The organism is Burkholderia sp. MS389 (genome assembly GCF_016899425.1).
In the GTDB taxonomy this organism is placed as follows: domain Bacteria; phylum Pseudomonadota; class Gammaproteobacteria; order Burkholderiales; family Burkholderiaceae; genus Burkholderia; species Burkholderia sola.
In genome coordinates this window covers 2,422,541-2,437,347 of record NZ_CP045994.1, presented here as the reverse complement: position 1 = coordinate 2,437,347, position 14,807 = coordinate 2,422,541, and the positions used below count along the sequence as shown (strand labels likewise).

General features: G+C 66.3%; 16 protein-coding genes. 13 read left to right on the top strand and 3 right to left on the bottom strand.

What is annotated here, in order from left to right; genetic code table 11:
* The first annotated feature begins 577 nt into the window (after window positions 1-577).
* Window positions 578-1,744: a D-alanyl-D-alanine endopeptidase gene (pbpG, locus tag GJG85_RS11330; RefSeq protein WP_050013009.1), complete on the top strand. Its 1,167-nt coding sequence runs from the start codon at window positions 578-580 to the stop codon at window positions 1,742-1,744.
* Window positions 1,745-1,870: 126 nt separating this feature from the next.
* Here the strand turns inward: pbpG and GJG85_RS11325 are convergent, their stop codons facing one another.
* Entirely contained in the window at window positions 1,871-2,680 is an 810-nt protein-coding gene (locus tag GJG85_RS11325) for an IclR family transcriptional regulator (protein ID WP_050013008.1), read from the bottom strand.
* A gap of 183 nt (window positions 2,681-2,863) precedes the next feature.
* On the opposite strand from GJG85_RS11325, the gene GJG85_RS11320 reads away from it, so the two are divergent.
* From GJG85_RS11320 to iscX, 12 genes are all read left to right on the top strand, one after another.
* Window positions 2,864-3,586, top strand: a complete 723-nt coding sequence (locus tag GJG85_RS11320; protein ID WP_050013007.1) for a (Fe-S)-binding protein — start codon at window positions 2,864-2,866, stop codon at window positions 3,584-3,586.
* A 35-nt stretch (window positions 3,587-3,621) separates the two neighbouring features.
* Entirely contained in the window at window positions 3,622-5,034 is a 1,413-nt protein-coding gene (locus GJG85_RS11315) for a lactate utilization protein B (protein ID WP_050013006.1), read from the top strand.
* A gap of 128 nt (window positions 5,035-5,162) precedes the next feature.
* Window positions 5,163-5,390 carry a hypothetical protein gene (locus tag GJG85_RS11310; RefSeq protein WP_050013005.1) on the top strand — a complete coding sequence of 76 codons (228 nt, stop codon included), beginning with the start codon at window positions 5,163-5,165 and terminating at the stop codon, window positions 5,388-5,390.
* A 101-nt stretch (window positions 5,391-5,491) separates the two neighbouring features.
* A complete protein-coding gene (locus tag GJG85_RS11305; RefSeq protein WP_050013004.1) occupies window positions 5,492-5,974 on the top strand; it encodes a low molecular weight protein-tyrosine-phosphatase in 483 nt (160 codons plus the stop codon).
* Between the two features lie 114 nt (window positions 5,975-6,088).
* Entirely contained in the window at window positions 6,089-6,628 is a 540-nt protein-coding gene (gene iscR, locus GJG85_RS11300; protein ID WP_006401955.1) for a Fe-S cluster assembly transcriptional regulator IscR, read from the top strand.
* A 65-nt stretch (window positions 6,629-6,693) separates the two neighbouring features.
* Window positions 6,694-7,917 carry an IscS subfamily cysteine desulfurase gene (locus GJG85_RS11295; RefSeq protein WP_050013003.1) on the top strand — a complete coding sequence of 408 codons (1,224 nt, stop codon included), beginning with the start codon at window positions 6,694-6,696 and terminating at the stop codon, window positions 7,915-7,917.
* A 67-nt stretch (window positions 7,918-7,984) separates the two neighbouring features.
* Window positions 7,985-8,392 carry a Fe-S cluster assembly scaffold IscU gene (gene iscU, locus GJG85_RS11290; RefSeq protein WP_006478389.1) on the top strand — a complete coding sequence of 136 codons (408 nt, stop codon included), beginning with the start codon at window positions 7,985-7,987 and terminating at the stop codon, window positions 8,390-8,392.
* A 65-nt stretch (window positions 8,393-8,457) separates the two neighbouring features.
* Entirely contained in the window at window positions 8,458-8,781 is a 324-nt protein-coding gene (gene iscA, locus GJG85_RS11285) for an iron-sulfur cluster assembly protein IscA (RefSeq protein ID WP_011885413.1), read from the top strand.
* A 96-nt stretch (window positions 8,782-8,877) separates the two neighbouring features.
* Window positions 8,878-9,405: a Fe-S protein assembly co-chaperone HscB gene (hscB, locus tag GJG85_RS11280; RefSeq protein ID WP_050013039.1), complete on the top strand. Its 528-nt coding sequence runs from the start codon at window positions 8,878-8,880 to the stop codon at window positions 9,403-9,405.
* Window positions 9,406-9,459: 54 nt separating this feature from the next.
* On the top strand, window positions 9,460-11,328 hold the full coding sequence (gene hscA, locus GJG85_RS11275) for a Fe-S protein assembly chaperone HscA (RefSeq protein WP_050013002.1): 1,869 nt from the start codon (window positions 9,460-9,462) through the stop codon (window positions 11,326-11,328).
* Between the two features lie 87 nt (window positions 11,329-11,415).
* Window positions 11,416-11,757, top strand: a complete 342-nt coding sequence (gene fdx, locus GJG85_RS11270; RefSeq protein ID WP_006478392.1) for an ISC system 2Fe-2S type ferredoxin — start codon at window positions 11,416-11,418, stop codon at window positions 11,755-11,757.
* A 19-nt stretch (window positions 11,758-11,776) separates the two neighbouring features.
* Window positions 11,777-11,986 carry a Fe-S cluster assembly protein IscX gene (iscX, locus tag GJG85_RS11265; protein WP_006478393.1) on the top strand — a complete coding sequence of 70 codons (210 nt, stop codon included), beginning with the start codon at window positions 11,777-11,779 and terminating at the stop codon, window positions 11,984-11,986.
* 153 nt (window positions 11,987-12,139) lie between these two features.
* Here iscX and GJG85_RS11260 read toward each other — a convergent pair whose 3' ends face one another.
* Together GJG85_RS11260 and lysS are read right to left on the bottom strand one after the other, a co-directional pair.
* Window positions 12,140-12,868, bottom strand: coding sequence for a glycine zipper 2TM domain-containing protein (locus tag GJG85_RS11260; protein WP_204383316.1), 729 nt, complete (start codon window positions 12,866-12,868; stop codon window positions 12,140-12,142).
* Window positions 12,869-13,215: 347 nt separating this feature from the next.
* A complete protein-coding gene (gene lysS, locus GJG85_RS11255; protein WP_050013000.1) occupies window positions 13,216-14,742 on the bottom strand; it encodes a lysine--tRNA ligase in 1,527 nt (508 codons plus the stop codon).
* Window positions 14,743-14,807 lie beyond the last annotated feature (65 nt).

Genomic DNA, 14,807 nt, shown 5'->3' with positions numbered 1-14,807 from the left:
TGTGCAACGCAGCAATGAGGCCTATTTTAGGGCAGAGAGCACGGATGTCAAGCACTTTTTGTGCGTTGCACAATCGCGACAAATTATCGATAAAACAACGAGTTATCGCACCCGTGCGGAATCGGTTTCATGCGTGTTCCCACATGGTGCGCACGGCGCCGGGGAAAACGCGCCGCACCATGATCACGCACCGGTAAACCTGACAGGCCCATGGAACGTTATCCTTCTGTTCCTGTCGAAAAACGCGCCGTTTCGATGCGCGTGCCGTGGCGACGTGCCGCCGTCACGGCCGAGACCGGCGCCCTGGGCACGCCGAGCATCGGATACGTACTTTCCCCGCTTTAAATTGCCGCCGAAGTGACGTTATCTCAATTAACCGCGTGGTAATCGGGAGACGGGCGCTGTCGGGCAGTGCGTCCCATCGATTTTTTCGATGGGAACGGAAGGGTCGATTGGCCGGAGGTTGGCCGACTCTTACATTCCGGTTTAAAGACGATCGGTAAGTGCCTAATATTGCTCTTTTTTTCAGCTTTAACTACACTTGCGGAAACCTCCCGCCCGCTTTGTCCAGACCCCAATGAAAGCCGAATCGTTTTCACCGCGCAGATTGTTGCAGAGCATGACGCTCGGCACCGCTGTGTCGGTCGCAGTCGCGTTGCTCGCGACCACCGCGTCCGTCACGCCTGCCGACGCCTTCGCCGCCACTGCGAAGACCCAAGCCGCCAAGAAAAAGGCCGTCGCTCCTGCTTCGTCAGCGAAGAAGAAGTCGGCCCGGGCGACCTCCGACAAATCCGCCAAGGTCGCCGACGCCGATGCGCCGCGCGCGAAAGCGTCGCGCAAGCGCGTGACGCTCGCGGCGAACAACCTGCATGGCGGCCATCGCGGCGCGGTGCGCAAGGTCGCGTTCCAGCCGCGCCGTCCGACGGTCGGCCAGGCGTTCGGCCTGCACGACACGCCCGACGCGCTCGCGCTGCGCTCGAGCGTCGCGTACGTCGTCGACCAGAATTCCGGCGAGCCGCTGTTCGACAAGAATTCGCACGCGGTCGTGCCGATCGCGTCGATCTCGAAGCTGATGACGGCCATGGTCGTGCTCGACTCGAAGTCGCCGATGACCGATCAGCTCGAAGTCACCGACGAAGACCGCGACTACGAGAAGGGCACGGGCTCGCGCTTGTCGGTCGGCTCGGTGCTGTCGCGCGAGGACATGCTGCACATCGCGCTGATGGCGTCGGAAAACCGCGCGGCCGCCGCGCTGTCGCGCTACTACCCGGGCGGTCGTCCGGCGTTCATCGCAGCGATGAACGCGAAGGCGAAGTCGCTCGGCATGACCGATACGCATTTCGAGAATTCGACCGGCCTGTCGAGCTCGAACGTGTCGAGCGCGCGCGATCTCGTGAAGATGGTCAATGCAGCGTACCAGTACCCGATGATCCGCCAGTTCTCGACTGATCGCACCTACGAGGTGTACACGGGCAAGCGCAACCTCGTCTACAACAGCACCAACGCGCTGATCCGCGGCAACGGCTCGTGGGACATCGGCCTGCAGAAGACGGGCTTCATCAACGAAGCGGGCGAATGCCTCGTGATGCAGGCCACGATTCACGGCCGGCCGATGGTCATGGTGCTGCTCGATTCGTTCGGCAAGTACTCGCGTTTCGCCGATGCCTCGCGCCTGCGCAACTGGCTCGATGCCGGCGGCGGCGAGCGCCTGACGGCGGCCAACACGCCGAGCGGCGGCACCTGATCGCGCGCGGCGGTTCGCCGCCGTACCGTACCGGTCGCCGCAACGCAAAAGCCCCGCAATCGCGGGGCTTTTTTTGTCTGGCGAAACCGGCGCCGGCGCCGGAAGGAACCTGGCCGCCGGCGCGGCTTACGCCTGCCGCTGCAGCCCGTCCACGTCCTTCGCGGGCGCCGGCCGGTAGCCGAGCGATTCCGAGATGGTGAGCGCCGTCCGGCTCAACTGGCCGAGCCACGCGTCCTGCAGCCGGTCGGCCGGCGCCGACAGCGACAGGCCCGCGACGAGCTTGCCCGAATCGTCGTAGATGCCGGCCGCGATGCAGCGCACGCCGAGTTCGAGTTCTTCATTGTCGCGCGCGCACGATTGCTGGCGGACGATCGTCAGCTCGCGCTCGAGCTTCGCGATATCGGTGATGCTGTTCTGCGTATGGCCGGACAGCCCCGTGCGCGTCGCATACGCACGCACGCGCGACGTTTCGTCGGCCGCGAGGAACAGCTTGCCGACCGACGTGAGGTGCAGCGGCGCGCGGCCGCCGATCGCGCGGACGACCTGCATTCCCGAGCGCTCCGAATACGCGCGCTCGATATAGACGATCTCGTCGCCCTGGCGCACCGACAGGTTCACGGTCTGCCCGGTGAGGCGGTGCAGCTCGCGCATCGGCATCAGCGCCGCGTCGCGCACCGACAGGCGCGCCTTCACGAGATTGCCGAGCTCGAGCAACCGCATGCCGAGGCGGTAGGTGCCGGGATCGGAGCGGTCGACGAGGCGGCAGGTCACCATGTCGTTGAGGATGCGGTGCGCGGTCGACGGGTGCAACTCCGTGCGCTGCGCAAGTTCCTTCAGGCTGACGGGGTCGCTGTGCGCGGCGAGCGCGTCCAGCAACCGCATCATGCGTTCGATCACCTGGATCGACGTTTTTGAATCCGGGGTGGGTTGGCTCATGTCGGGGGAGGAATCGGTTGACGCGTCAAGCGGTGTTGGATCGATTGTATCTCGTATCGTGAAAAAAGCGAACGCCGTTCGAGGAAGTCCTCGTTTCGCGCACCGCGGGCTTGCGCGCGGGCCGGCGTTGGTCTTGCCGGACAAACGTCGGATAATGAGAGCCGTTTTCTCGAAGGAGCACGTATGCGAGTCGGTTTGTTCGTCACCTGCCTGGTCGACCTGATGCGCCCCGAAATCGGTTTTTCGGCGCTCAAGCTGCTTCGCGACGCCGGCTACGAGGTGATCGTGCCGCCCACGCAGACCTGCTGCGGCCAGCCCGCCTACAACTCTGGCGACCGCGCGCTCGCACGCGACCTCGCGGAAAAGACGCTGCGCGAGTTCGAGTCATTCGATTACGTCGTCGCGCCGTCCGGTTCGTGTGGCGGGATGATCCGCGCGCACTACGGCGACCTGTTCCGCGACGATCCCGAGCTGATGGGGCGCTACACGCGGTTCCAGCAGAAAGTTTACGAACTCACCGATTTCCTCGCGAACGTCGCGAAGGTGTCGCTCGCGCCGGGCGAATTCGCCGGGCCGGTCACCTATCACGATTCGTGCTCGGGCCTGCGCGAGCTCGGCGTGAAGGCGCAGCCGCGCGCGCTGCTCGCGCAGCGCGGCGTGGCCGTCACCGAGATGAAGGACTGCGAGCACTGTTGCGGCTTCGGCGGCACCTTCTCGGTCAAGTACGGCGACATCTCGGCGGCCATCGCGGACGAAAAATGCGCGAACGTGCGCGCGTCGGGCGCGGGCACTGTGGTGCTCGGCGATCTCGGCTGCATGCTGAACATCGAAGGGCGGTTGCGCCGCACCGGCGACCGCGACACGCGCGTGCTGCACGTCGCGCAAGTGCTGGCGGGCGACGTCTGACGCCCGGTTCCGCTCACTTTTCCCCCGATACCGCGATGCAAGTCCAATCGATGCATTTCAAGGCGCGCGCCGGCCAGAAGCTGGCCGACCAGCGCCTGCAGCAGAACCTGAAGAAGCTGTCGACGAAGTTCGTGTCCGCGCGCGCCGACGCGATGACCCTGATCGACTTTCCGGCCACGCGCGCCGCGCTGAAGGCGCGCCGCAACCGCGCGCTCGAGAATCTCGACGTGTGGCTCGAGGCGTTCGAGCGCGAGGCGACGCGGCGCGGCACGACGGTGCTCTTCGCCGAAACGACTGCGGACGCCGCGCGGCTCGTGGCCGACATCGCGCGCCGGCACGACGTGAAGAAGGTCATCAAGACCAAGTCGATGGTGTCCGAGGAAATGCGCCTGAACGCGGTGCTCGCCGAGATGGGCGTGCAGTCGATCGAGACCGATCTCGGCGAATACATCCTGCAGATCAACGACAACGAGCCGCCGAGCCACATCATTGCGCCCGTCGTGCACAAGGACAAGGACGAGATCGCCGACCTGTTCGCGCGCACGCATGGGCGCGAGCGGCTCACCGAGATCCCGGACATGACGCGCGAGGCGCGCGAGGTGCTGCGCCCGCATTTCATGTCGGCCGACATGGGCGTGACGGGCGGCAACTTCGTGATCGCGGAAACGGGTTCGGTCGCGATCGTGACGAACGAAGGGAACGAGGGCATGTGCACGGTGATGCCGCGCGTGCATGTCGCGGTGACCGGCATCGAGAAGGTGCTGCCGACCCTCGAGGATCTCGCGACCGCGATGCGGCTGCTGCCGCGTTCCGCGACCGGGCAGAAGACGTCGAACTATTTCTCGCTGCTGACCGGGCCGCGCGGGCCCGGCGACGAGGACGGCCCCGAGCACAACTACGTGGTGCTCGTGGACGGCGGCCGCACGGGCCTGATCGGCGGCGAATTCCAGGAGATGCTGCGCTGCATCCGCTGCGGCGCGTGCATGAACCATTGCCCGGTGTACCAGAAGGTCGGCGGTCATGCGTACGGCTGGGTCTATCCGGGGCCGATGGGATCGGTGCTGACGCCGAGCTACGTCGGGCTCGACCGCACGCTCGACCTGCCGCAGGCGGCGACGCTGTGCGGCGAATGCGACAGCGTGTGCCCGGCCGGGATTCCGTTGTCGCACCTGTTGCGCACGTTGCGCGAGAAGCAGGTCGAGCGCCACCTGCGACCGTGGCGCGAACGCGCGGCGCTCGCCGCGTGGGGGTTCTTCGCCCGACGCCCGATGCTGTATGCGCTGACGACCAAGCTCGCGGTGCGCGTCCTCGAACGGCTGGGCGGCGACGGCGGCATGCTGCGGCGCCTGCCGATGATGGGCGGCTGGATGGATACGCGCGACCTTCCGACGCCGACCGGGCGCACGTTCCGCGAGCTGTACGCGGCGTCGCAAAGTCACCTCGGCTGACACTGTTCAGCGAGCGGCAACAGTGCGTTCGCTATTTGCATATTTATCTTGATAGATGCGGTCTATAGAATCTCGTCTGTAGTCCCCGGAATCGGGTTTCGGGGTACGAGGTCAACGAGGTCCGCATCATGAAAAAGACAATATCGATGTACTGGCCGCTGGCAATCGTGGTTCCGCTGGCAGCGGTTGCCTATCTGCATGCGATGGCCGATGCGCCGTCGCGCGGCCCGCTCGCGGTTCACCAGGCGTCCGCCGAACTGGCGCGCGCGGTGTCGTTCGGGCTGGTCGGCGACGCGGCGCAGCCGCTGCCCGCGGCATCCGGCGACATGGCGCTCGCTGCGCCGAAGGCGCTGTAACGCATGACGCCGTCGCTTCGCGCGGCGGCGTCATGTCGGCCGCCTTTGTATAATGGCGTGTTCTTCTCCCACGCGGTGCGCCGCGGCTTTTCGATAGTGCGATGACCCGCGTTGCGATCTGTTTCGTCTGTCTCGGCAACATCTGCCGTTCGCCCACCGCGGAGGGCGTGATGCGCCACCAGGTCGATGCGGCCGCGCTGGCCGACCGGATCGCGATCGATTCGGCCGGCACTGGCGACTGGCACGTCGGCGAGCCGCCCGATACGCGTGCGCAGGCGGCAGCCCGTAGCCGCGGCTACGATCTGTCGGCGCTGCGCGCGCGGCAGGTGAGCGCGGCGGATTTCGAGCGGTTCGATCTGCTGCTCGCGATGGACGAAGCGAATCTCGCCGAGCTGCGCCGTCGCTGTCCGCCGCAGCATCGCGACAAGGTGCGCCTGCTGATGGAATTCGCGCCGGGCGCGACCGAAACCGAAGTGGCCGATCCGTATTTCGGCGGCGCGCAGGGCTTCGAGCAGGTGCTCGACCAGGTCGAGCGCGCGTGCGCGGGCCTGCTGGAGACGCTCCGCGCACGCACGGCGCACTGACCGCGCAATATTCAGCGGTCTGCGAATACCCTTTCACAGACATGGATACTTGACTAAAAACGTCAAATATTTATACTTGACCAAAATCGTCAAGATTGCAGTCCCCTAGACACCATGAGACTCACCACCAAAGGCCGTTTCGCCGTCACGGCGATGATTGACTTGGCACTGCGCCAGGAGCAGGGCCCGGTGACGCTTGCAGGCATCAGCCAGCGCCAGCGGATTTCGCTCTCGTATCTCGAACAGCTGTTCGGCAAGCTGCGCAGGCATGAAATCGTCGAATCCGTGCGCGGCCCGGGCGGCGGCTACAACCTCGCGCGTCGCGCGCAGGACGTCACCGTCGCCGACATCATCATCGCGGTCGATGAACCGCTCGACGCCACGCAGTGCGGCGGCAAAGGCACGTGCGACGGCTCGAAGCAGCCCGACGGCCATTGCATGACGCACGAGCTGTGGTCGACGCTGAACCAGAAGATGGTCGAATACCTCGATTCGGTGTCGCTGCAGGATCTCGTCGATCAGCAGCGCGCACGCGAGGGCGCCCCTGCGGTGCTGCGCGACCGTCGCGCGCCGGAGCCCGTCGCCGCACCGGCCGAGCCCGTGCGCACGATGCCGCTCGGCCCCAATTCGGTGTTCAACATCGCGAGTTCGTGAGCGCGAAGGCGCCCGCCAACCCCCATAACGCACATAGTCCCTGCACAGAATACCCGGAGCGACAGATGACCCAAGAGACTCTCCACCTGCCCATCTATATGGATTACAGCGCGACGACGCCCGTCGATCCGCGCGTGGTCGACAAGATGGTGCCGTACCTGCGCGAGCAGTTCGGCAACCCGGCGTCGCGCAGCCACGCTTACGGCTGGGACGCGGAGCGTGCGGTCGAGGAAGCGCGCGAACAGGTGGCCGCACTCGTGAACGCCGATCCGCGCGAGATCATCTGGACGTCGGGCGCCACCGAGTCGGACAACCTCGCGATCAAGGGCGCCGCGAACTTCTACAAGGGCAAGGGCAAGCACATCATCACGGTGAAGACCGAGCACAAGGCCGTGCTCGACACGTGCCGCGAGCTCGAGCGCGACGGTTTCGAAGTCACCTACCTCGACGTGAAGGACGACGGCCTGATCGACCTCGACGTGTTCAAGGCCGCACTGCGCGCGGACACGATCCTCGTGTCGGTGATGCACGTGAACAACGAGATCGGCGTGATCCAGGACATCGAGACGATCGGTGAAATCTGCCGCGAGAAGGGCATCGTGTTCCACGTCGATGCCGCGCAGTCGACCGGCAAGGTCGCGATCGACCTCGCGAAGCTGAAGGTCGACCTGATGTCGTTCTCGGCGCACAAGACCTACGGCCCGAAGGGCATCGGCGCGCTGTACGTGCGCCGCAAGCCGCGCGTGCGCATCGAAGCGCAGATGCACGGCGGCGGTCACGAGCGCGGGATGCGGTCGGGCACGCTGGCGACGCACCAGATCGTCGGCATGGGCGAGGCGTTCCGCATCGCGCGCGAGGAAATGGCGACCGAGAACGAGCGCATCCGCATGCTGCGGGACAAGCTGCTGCGCGGCCTGTCGCAGATCGAGGAAACCTACGTGAACGGCGACATGGATCGCCGTGTCCCGCACAACCTGAACATCAGCTTCAACTTCGTCGAAGGCGAGTCGCTGATCATGGCGATCAAGGACGTTGCGGTGTCGTCGGGCTCCGCATGCACGTCCGCGTCGCTGGAGCCGTCGTACGTGCTGCGTGCGCTCGGCCGCAACGACGAACTCGCGCACAGCTCGATCCGCTTCACGGTCGGCCGCTTCACGACGGAGCAGGAAGTCGACTTCGTGGTCGATCTGCTGAACAGCAAGATCGCGAAGCTGCGCGAACTGTCGCCGCTCTGGGAAATGCACCAGGAAGGCATCGATCTGTCGACGATCGAATGGGCCGCGCACTGATACCGCATTGAATGCAACCGCGGGCGGATTGACGCACGCAGACGTAACGAGTCAAGGAGTCTGAGTCATGTCTTACAGCAACAAGGTTCTGGATCACTACGAAAACCCGCGCAACGTCGGTTCGTTCGCGAAGGACGACGACACGGTCGGCACGGGCATGGTCGGCGCGCCGGCATGCGGCGACGTGATGAAGCTGCAGATCCGCGTCGGCGCGGACGGCGTGATCGAAGACGCGAAGTTCAAGACCTACGGTTGCGGTTCTGCGATCGCATCGAGCTCGCTCGTCACCGAATGGGTGAAGGGCAAGACGCTCGACGAGGCACTGTCGATCAAGAACACGCAGATCGCCGAGGAACTCGCGCTGCCGCCGGTGAAGATTCACTGCTCGATCCTCGCGGAAGACGCGATCAAGGCAGCCGTGGCCGACTACAAGAAGCGCCACGACACCAAGGAAAGCGATCAGGCAGCAGCCTGAACGGCATCGAGCGGCTAGGGAAGGGAACGCGGCGGGCCCCGGCGGCGCGCCGCGGCAAGGACATCATGGCAATTACACTGACCGAAAAAGCAGCACAGCACGTGCAGAAATACCTCGTCCGTCGCGGCAAGGGTGTGGGCCTGCGGCTTGGCGTTCGCACGACCGGGTGCTCGGGGCTCGCGTACAAGCTCGAGTATGTCGACGAGCTGGCTCCCGAGGATCAGGTGTTCGAGAGCCATGGCGTGAAGGTCGTCGTCGATCCGAAGAGCCTCGCCTATATCGACGGCACCGAGCTCGACTTCGCCCGTGAAGGCCTGAACGAAGGGTTCAAGTTCAACAACCCGAACGTGAAGGACGAGTGCGGGTGCGGGGAATCGTTCCGCGTGTGACGCGGCTCCCTCCGCGCGACGCGGGCAACAGGCGGCACGGGCCGCCTTTTTAATGTGCGGCGTTTGCCGCGCGACGAACCGGAATTGAACGCGACGATGGTTTCGCTCAAAGACAGCCATTTCGACCTGTTTCACCTGCCGGCGCAATTCGCGCTCGATGAGACGGCGCTCGACACCGCCTATCGGACGGTGCAGACGCAAGTGCATCCGGACCGCTTCGCAGCGGCCGGCGATGCGCAAAAGCGCATCGCGATGCAATGGGCCACGCGCGCGAACGAGGCGTACCGCACGCTGCGCGATCCGCTGAAGCGCGCGTCCTATCTGCTGTCGCTGCGCGGCGTCGACATCGGCGCGGAAAACAACACGGCGATGGAGCCCGCCTTCCTGATGCAGCAGATGGAATGGCGCGAGGGCATCGAGGACGCCGCGGCCGCCCGCAACGTCGACGCGCTCGATGCATTGCTCGCCGAGTTGCGCGACGAGAAGCGCGTGCGCGTCGAGCGCCTCGGCACGCTGCTCGACAGCGGCGCCGACCAGGCAGCCGCGGAAGCCGTGCGTCAGCTGATGTTCATCGAACGGGTCGCGTCGGAAGTGGGCGCGCAGATCGAGCGCCTCGAAACTTAACCGCGTGCCTGGCGGCACGCGCAGCAAACGGGCCGAGCGCCCGAACGAACCAAGATGGCTTTACTGCAAATTTCCGAACCGGGCATGGCGCCGGCACCGCACCAGCGGCGACTCGCCGTCGGGATCGATCTCGGCACGACGAACTCGCTCGTCGCCGCCGTGCGCAACAGCGTGCCCGAAGTCCTGCCGGACGAAGCGGGCCGCGTGCTGCTGCCGTCGGTGGTCCGTTACCTCGAGAAGGGCGGCCGCCGCATCGGCCACGAAGCGAAGGCGCAGGCCGCGACCGATCCGCGCAACACGATCGTGTCGGTCAAGCGCTTCATGGGCCGCGGCAAGGCCGAGGTCGAAGGCGCGGCGAACGCGCCGTACGAATTCGTCGACGCGCCGGGCATGGTGCAGATCCGCACGATCGACGGCGTGAAGAGCCCGGTCGAAGTGTCGGCCGAGATTCTCGCGACACTGCGTTATCGCGCCGAGGATTCGCTCGGCGACGATCTGGTCGGCGCGGTGATCACTGTGCCCGCGTACTTCGACGACGCACAGCGCCAGGCGACCAAGGATGCCGCGCGCCTCGCGGGCCTCAACGTGCTGCGCCTGCTGAACGAACCGACCGCCGCGGCGATCGCCTATGGTCTCGACAACGCGGCCGAAGGCCTTTATGCGGTGTACGACCTCGGCGGCGGCACGTTCGACCTGTCGATCCTGAAGCTGACGAAGGGCGTGTTCGAGGTGCTGGCCGCGGGCGGCGATTCCGCGCTCGGCGGCGACGATTTCGACCACGCGCTGTTCGGTCACGTGCTCGCGCAGGCCGGTATCGACGCGAAGACGCTCGCGCCCGAGGACGTGCGCCTGCTGCTCGATCGCGTGCGCGTGCTGAAGGAAGCGCTGTCGTCGGCGCCTGAAGCGGCGCTCGACGTGACGCTGTCGAGCGGCGCGCACCTCGTGCAGACGATTTCGCACGACACGTTCGCGTCGCTCGTCGAGCCGCTCGTGCAGCGCACGCTCACGCCGACCCGCAAGGCGCTGCGCGATGCGCAGGTCACGCCGGCCGACATCAAGGGCGTCGTGCTCGTCGGCGGCGCGACGCGCATGCCGGTGATCCGCGACGCGGTCGCGAAGTATTTCGGCCAGCCGCCGCTCGTGAACCTCGATCCGGACCAGGTCGTCGCGCTCGGCGCGGCGATCCAGGCCGATCTGCTCGCGGGCAACCGCGGCACCGGCGACGACTGGCTGCTGCTCGACGTGATTCCGCTGTCGCTCGGTGTCGAGACGATGGGCGGTCTCGTCGAGAAGATCATTCCGCGCAACTCGACGATTCCGATCGCGCGTGCGCAGGAATTCACGACCTTCAAGGACGGCCAGACCGCGATGGCGATCCACGTCGTGCAGGGCGAGCGCGAGCTCGTCGCCGACTGCCGGTCGCTCGCGCGCTTCGAGCTGCGCGGCATTCCGCCGATGACGGCGGGCGCGGCCCGCATTCGCGTGACCTATCAGGTCGACGCGGACGGCCTCCTGTCGGTGTTCGCCCGCGAGCAGTTGTCGGGCGTCGAGGCGTCGGTCGTCGTGAAGCCGTCGTACGGCCTCGCCGACGACGACATCGCGAAGATGCTGGAAGACAGCTTCAAGACCGCCGAAATCGACATGCGCGCCCGTGCGCTGCGCGAAGCGCAGGTCGAGGCCGAGCGGATGCTCGAGGCGACGCAGGCCGCGCTGGCGGCCGACGGCGAATTGCTCGAGGCCGACGAGCGCGCGCAGGTCGACGCGCTGACCGCGGCGTTGCGCGCGGTCGCGCAGGGCGACGATACGAACGCGATCGAAGCGGCGACCAAGGCGCTGGCCGACGGTACCGACGAATTCGCGGCGCGCCGGATGGACAAGAGCATCAAGCGCGCGCTGTCGGGCCGCCGGCTCGACGAGATCTGAACCCACGAACCGCGCATCGGCCGGCCACGGCCCGCGCGACGATGAACGTGCGGCGCGCGGCGCCGCACCCTGACTGACGGAACGAACATGCCTCAACTGGTGGTGCTGCCTCACGTCGAACTGTGCCCGGACGGTGCGGTGATCGACGCGACGCCCGGCAAGAGTATCTGCGACAACCTGCTCGATCACGGGATCGAGATCGAGCATGCATGCGAGAAGTCGTGCGCATGCACGACGTGCCACGTGGTGATCCGCGAAGGCTTCAACGATCTGACGCCGTCCGAGGAGGACGAGGATGATCTGCTGGACAAGGCGTGGGGCCTCGAGCCGACGTCGCGCCTGTCGTGCCAGGCGATCGTGAAGGAAGATTCGGACCTGGTGGTCGAGATCCCGAAGTACTCGATCAACCACGCGAAGGAAAATCACTGACAGGAACCGGAGGCAGGCGATGAAATGGACCGATTCGCGTGAAATAGCCATTGCGCTGGCGGACAAGCACCCGGACATCGACCCGCAGCGGATCAACTTCGTCGACCTGCGCCAGTGGGTGCTCGAGCTCGACGGCTTCGACGACGATCCGACGCACTCGGGCGAGAAGATCCTCGAGGCGATCCAGGCACACTGGATCGACGAATCGGATTTCGACGACGAGGACTGACGGACCCGACCGGTCACGGCGTGCGCTGCAACGGTGCACGCCGCGCCAATGAAAAACGGCTCGTGAGCATTTGCTCGCGAGCCGTTTTCGTTTTGGGCGCGCTGCCCGCGCACGTTGCGCGGGCAGGGGACGCCTGCGATTACGCGATCAGCTTCAAGCGCCGACCAGCGTGCCGTTCTCGATCCGCACGCGCTGGCCCTGGCCGAACGGCGGCGGGTTGTGGTACGTGAACGTGCGCGTCGCGCCGCTTTCCATCTGCACTTGCACCTGATAGTCGGTTTCCGCGCGAACCTGCTTCTCGACCTGGTTGCCGGCGAGCCCGCCGCCCAGCGCGCCGATGATCGTCATTGCGGTGCGGCCGTTGCCGTTGCCGAACTGGTTGCCGAGCAGGCCGCCGGCCGCCGCGCCGCCCACGGCGCCGATCCCCGAGCTCTGGCCCGGTGTGCGCGTCTGCGTGATCGAGACGACCGTGCCGCAACTCTGGCAGTAGGCTTGCGCGGGCGCCGACGGCTGCTGCGCGTATTGCGGCGGCTGCGGTGCGGTCGTGTGACGGCGGTGCGGCGCAGCCGGGCGCGGCGCGGGCTTCGGCTCGGCCTGCGCGACGGCGGCCTTCTGCTGCGCGGCGGCCTGTTCCGCGGCCTGCCGCTGCGCTTGCGCGGCCAGCGCGGCGCTGGCGGCCGCGGCCGTATCGACGGCCGGTTGCGACGCGATCAGCGCGGCCTGGGTCTGGCCGTTCTGTTCGTTGCTGCTGGTGGCTTTCGGGAAGACGCCCGTGATCGCTGCCGTCGCCGCGAGGCTGGCGACGATGACGGCTCCCGCTGCAGTGGCGATCAGCGGGTGAAGGCGTTGCTTTTGCGGCGTGGTCTGATTCTGGTTGTCCATTTTGTTCTCCAAGGTCGATCCGGATCGGCGCGCTGCGCCGGAGCAGGATCCCACGCTCGGGAGCGAGCAGACTCGGCGTTCCGGCGCCTCGTTCTGGTCCCGTGGTCATGCGTGGTGACGCAACAGGAGTGTCGTCCACGGCCCAGCGGCGCGCCGTATCAAGGTGTAACGAATTGCAGCGGGGCATTCACGGCCGTTTCCGGGAAAACCCGGAGAAGCGCGTCGCGACGAGGGAATAAAACGGGGGAGGATCGAAGGCCGGCGGACGCCGGCTGGCGGGATTTACGCGTCGTTACAAAGCCGACGCGTGCGCGCCACGGGACGCGGCGCACACGCGGTGGCGGGCGTCAGTCTTCGCGGCGCAGGTGCGGGAACAGCAGCACGTCGCGGATCGTCGGGCTGTCGGTCAGCAGCATCACCAGACGGTCGATACCGATCCCGCAACCGCCGGTCGGCGGCATCCCGTATTCGAGCGCGCGGATGTAGTCGGCGTCGAAGAACATCGCTTCCTCGTCGCCCGCATCCTTCTGCTCGACCTGCTTCTTGAAGCGCGCGGCCTGGTCTTCCGGATCGTTCAGCTCCGAGAAGCCGTTCGCGATTTCGCGGCCGGTCATGAACAGCTCGAAACGCTCGGTGATGCCCGGCACCGTATCCGATGCGCGTGCGAGCGGCGACACCTCGACCGGGTAGTCGATGATGTAGGTCGGCTCCCACAGCTGCGATTCCGCGGTTTCCTCGAACAGCGCGAGCTGCAGCGCGCCGATGCCTGCGTTCAGGAACGCCGGCTGCGACACGTCGACGCCGAGGCGCTTCAGTTCGGTGCGCAGGAACGCGTCGTCCGACAGCTGGCCGTCGGTGTAGTCCGGTGCGTACTTCTGGATCGCCTGCGTGATCGTCAGGCGATGGAACGGCTTCGCGAGGTCGAGCTCGCGGCCCTGGTACTGGATCGTCGCGGTGCCGAGCGCATCGATCGCCGCCTGGCGGATCAACTGCTCGGTGAAGTCCATCAGCCAGCGGTAGTCGGTGTACGCGGCGTAGAACTCCATCATCGTGAATTCCGGGTTGTGACGCGGCGACACGCCTTCGTTCCGGAAGTTACGGTTGATCTCGAACACGCGCTCGAAGCCGCCGACGATCAGGCGCTTCAGGTACAGCTCCGGCGCGATGCGCAGGAACATCTGCATGTCGAGCGCATTGTGATGCGTGACGAACGGCTTCGCGGCCGCGCCGCCCGGGATCGGGTGCAGCATCGGCGTCTCGACTTCCATGAACTCGGCGTTGTCCATGAACTTGCGGATCGACGCGATCGTCTTCGTGCGGGCGCGGAACGTGTCGCGCGTTTCCGGCGTGACGATCAGGTCGACGTAGCGCTGGCGGTAGCGCATTTCCTGGTCGGACAGGCCGTGGAACTTGTCCGGCAGCGGACGCAGCGCCTTCGACAGCAGGCGCAGCTCCTTGCACTGGACCGACAGCTCGCCCTTGTTGGTGCGGAACAGCACGCCGCGCGCGGCGACGATGTCGCCGAGGTCCCACTTCTTGAACGCGTCGTAGGTGTCGGCGCCGACGTCGTTCGGCGTCACGAAGAACTGGATCTGGCCCGATCCGTCCTGCACCGTCGCGAAGCTCGCCTTGCCCATCACGCGCTTGAGCATCATGCGGCCGGCCACCGACACCTCGACCGGGTTCGCTTCGAGCGCGGCCTTGTCCGAATCGGCGAATTTGGCCTGCAGGTCGGCTGCGTGGTGCTCGGGCCGGAAATCGTTCGGATAGGCGACGCCTTGCTCGCGCAACGCGCGCAGCTTCTCGCGGCGCTCGGCGATGATCTGGTTGTCGTCCGCCGTGACGGCGGGCTGCGTTTGGGTCGGTTCGGTCATGATGGTCGGAATTCGGAGTGGGGTGCGGCAACGCAAACGGGAAGGGCGGCGCGGGCCGGCCGCGC

Excerpts from the sequence above, each read along its gene's own strand:
- pbpG (WP_050013009.1), top strand. The coding sequence starts at position 578 with ATGAAAGCCGAATCGTTTTCACCGCGCAGATTGTTGCAGAGCATGACG.
- GJG85_RS11325 (WP_050013008.1), bottom strand. The coding sequence starts at position 2,680 with ATGAGCCAACCCACCCCGGATTCAAAAACGTCGATCCAGGTGATCGAA.
- GJG85_RS11320 (WP_050013007.1), top strand. The coding sequence starts at position 2,864 with ATGCGAGTCGGTTTGTTCGTCACCTGCCTGGTCGACCTGATGCGCCCC.
- GJG85_RS11315 (WP_050013006.1), top strand. The coding sequence starts at position 3,622 with ATGCAAGTCCAATCGATGCATTTCAAGGCGCGCGCCGGCCAGAAGCTG.
- GJG85_RS11310 (WP_050013005.1), top strand. The coding sequence starts at position 5,163 with ATGAAAAAGACAATATCGATGTACTGGCCGCTGGCAATCGTGGTTCCG.
- GJG85_RS11305 (WP_050013004.1), top strand. The coding sequence starts at position 5,492 with ATGACCCGCGTTGCGATCTGTTTCGTCTGTCTCGGCAACATCTGCCGT.
- iscR (WP_006401955.1), top strand. The coding sequence starts at position 6,089 with ATGAGACTCACCACCAAAGGCCGTTTCGCCGTCACGGCGATGATTGAC.
- GJG85_RS11295 (WP_050013003.1), top strand. The coding sequence starts at position 6,694 with ATGACCCAAGAGACTCTCCACCTGCCCATCTATATGGATTACAGCGCG.
- iscU (WP_006478389.1), top strand. The coding sequence starts at position 7,985 with ATGTCTTACAGCAACAAGGTTCTGGATCACTACGAAAACCCGCGCAAC.
- iscA (WP_011885413.1), top strand. The coding sequence starts at position 8,458 with ATGGCAATTACACTGACCGAAAAAGCAGCACAGCACGTGCAGAAATAC.
- hscB (WP_050013039.1), top strand. The coding sequence starts at position 8,878 with ATGGTTTCGCTCAAAGACAGCCATTTCGACCTGTTTCACCTGCCGGCG.
- hscA (WP_050013002.1), top strand. The coding sequence starts at position 9,460 with ATGGCTTTACTGCAAATTTCCGAACCGGGCATGGCGCCGGCACCGCAC.
- fdx (WP_006478392.1), top strand. The coding sequence starts at position 11,416 with ATGCCTCAACTGGTGGTGCTGCCTCACGTCGAACTGTGCCCGGACGGT.
- iscX (WP_006478393.1), top strand. The coding sequence starts at position 11,777 with ATGAAATGGACCGATTCGCGTGAAATAGCCATTGCGCTGGCGGACAAG.
- GJG85_RS11260 (WP_204383316.1), bottom strand. The coding sequence starts at position 12,868 with ATGGACAACCAGAATCAGACCACGCCGCAAAAGCAACGCCTTCACCCG.
- lysS (WP_050013000.1), bottom strand. The coding sequence starts at position 14,742 with ATGACCGAACCGACCCAAACGCAGCCCGCCGTCACGGCGGACGACAAC.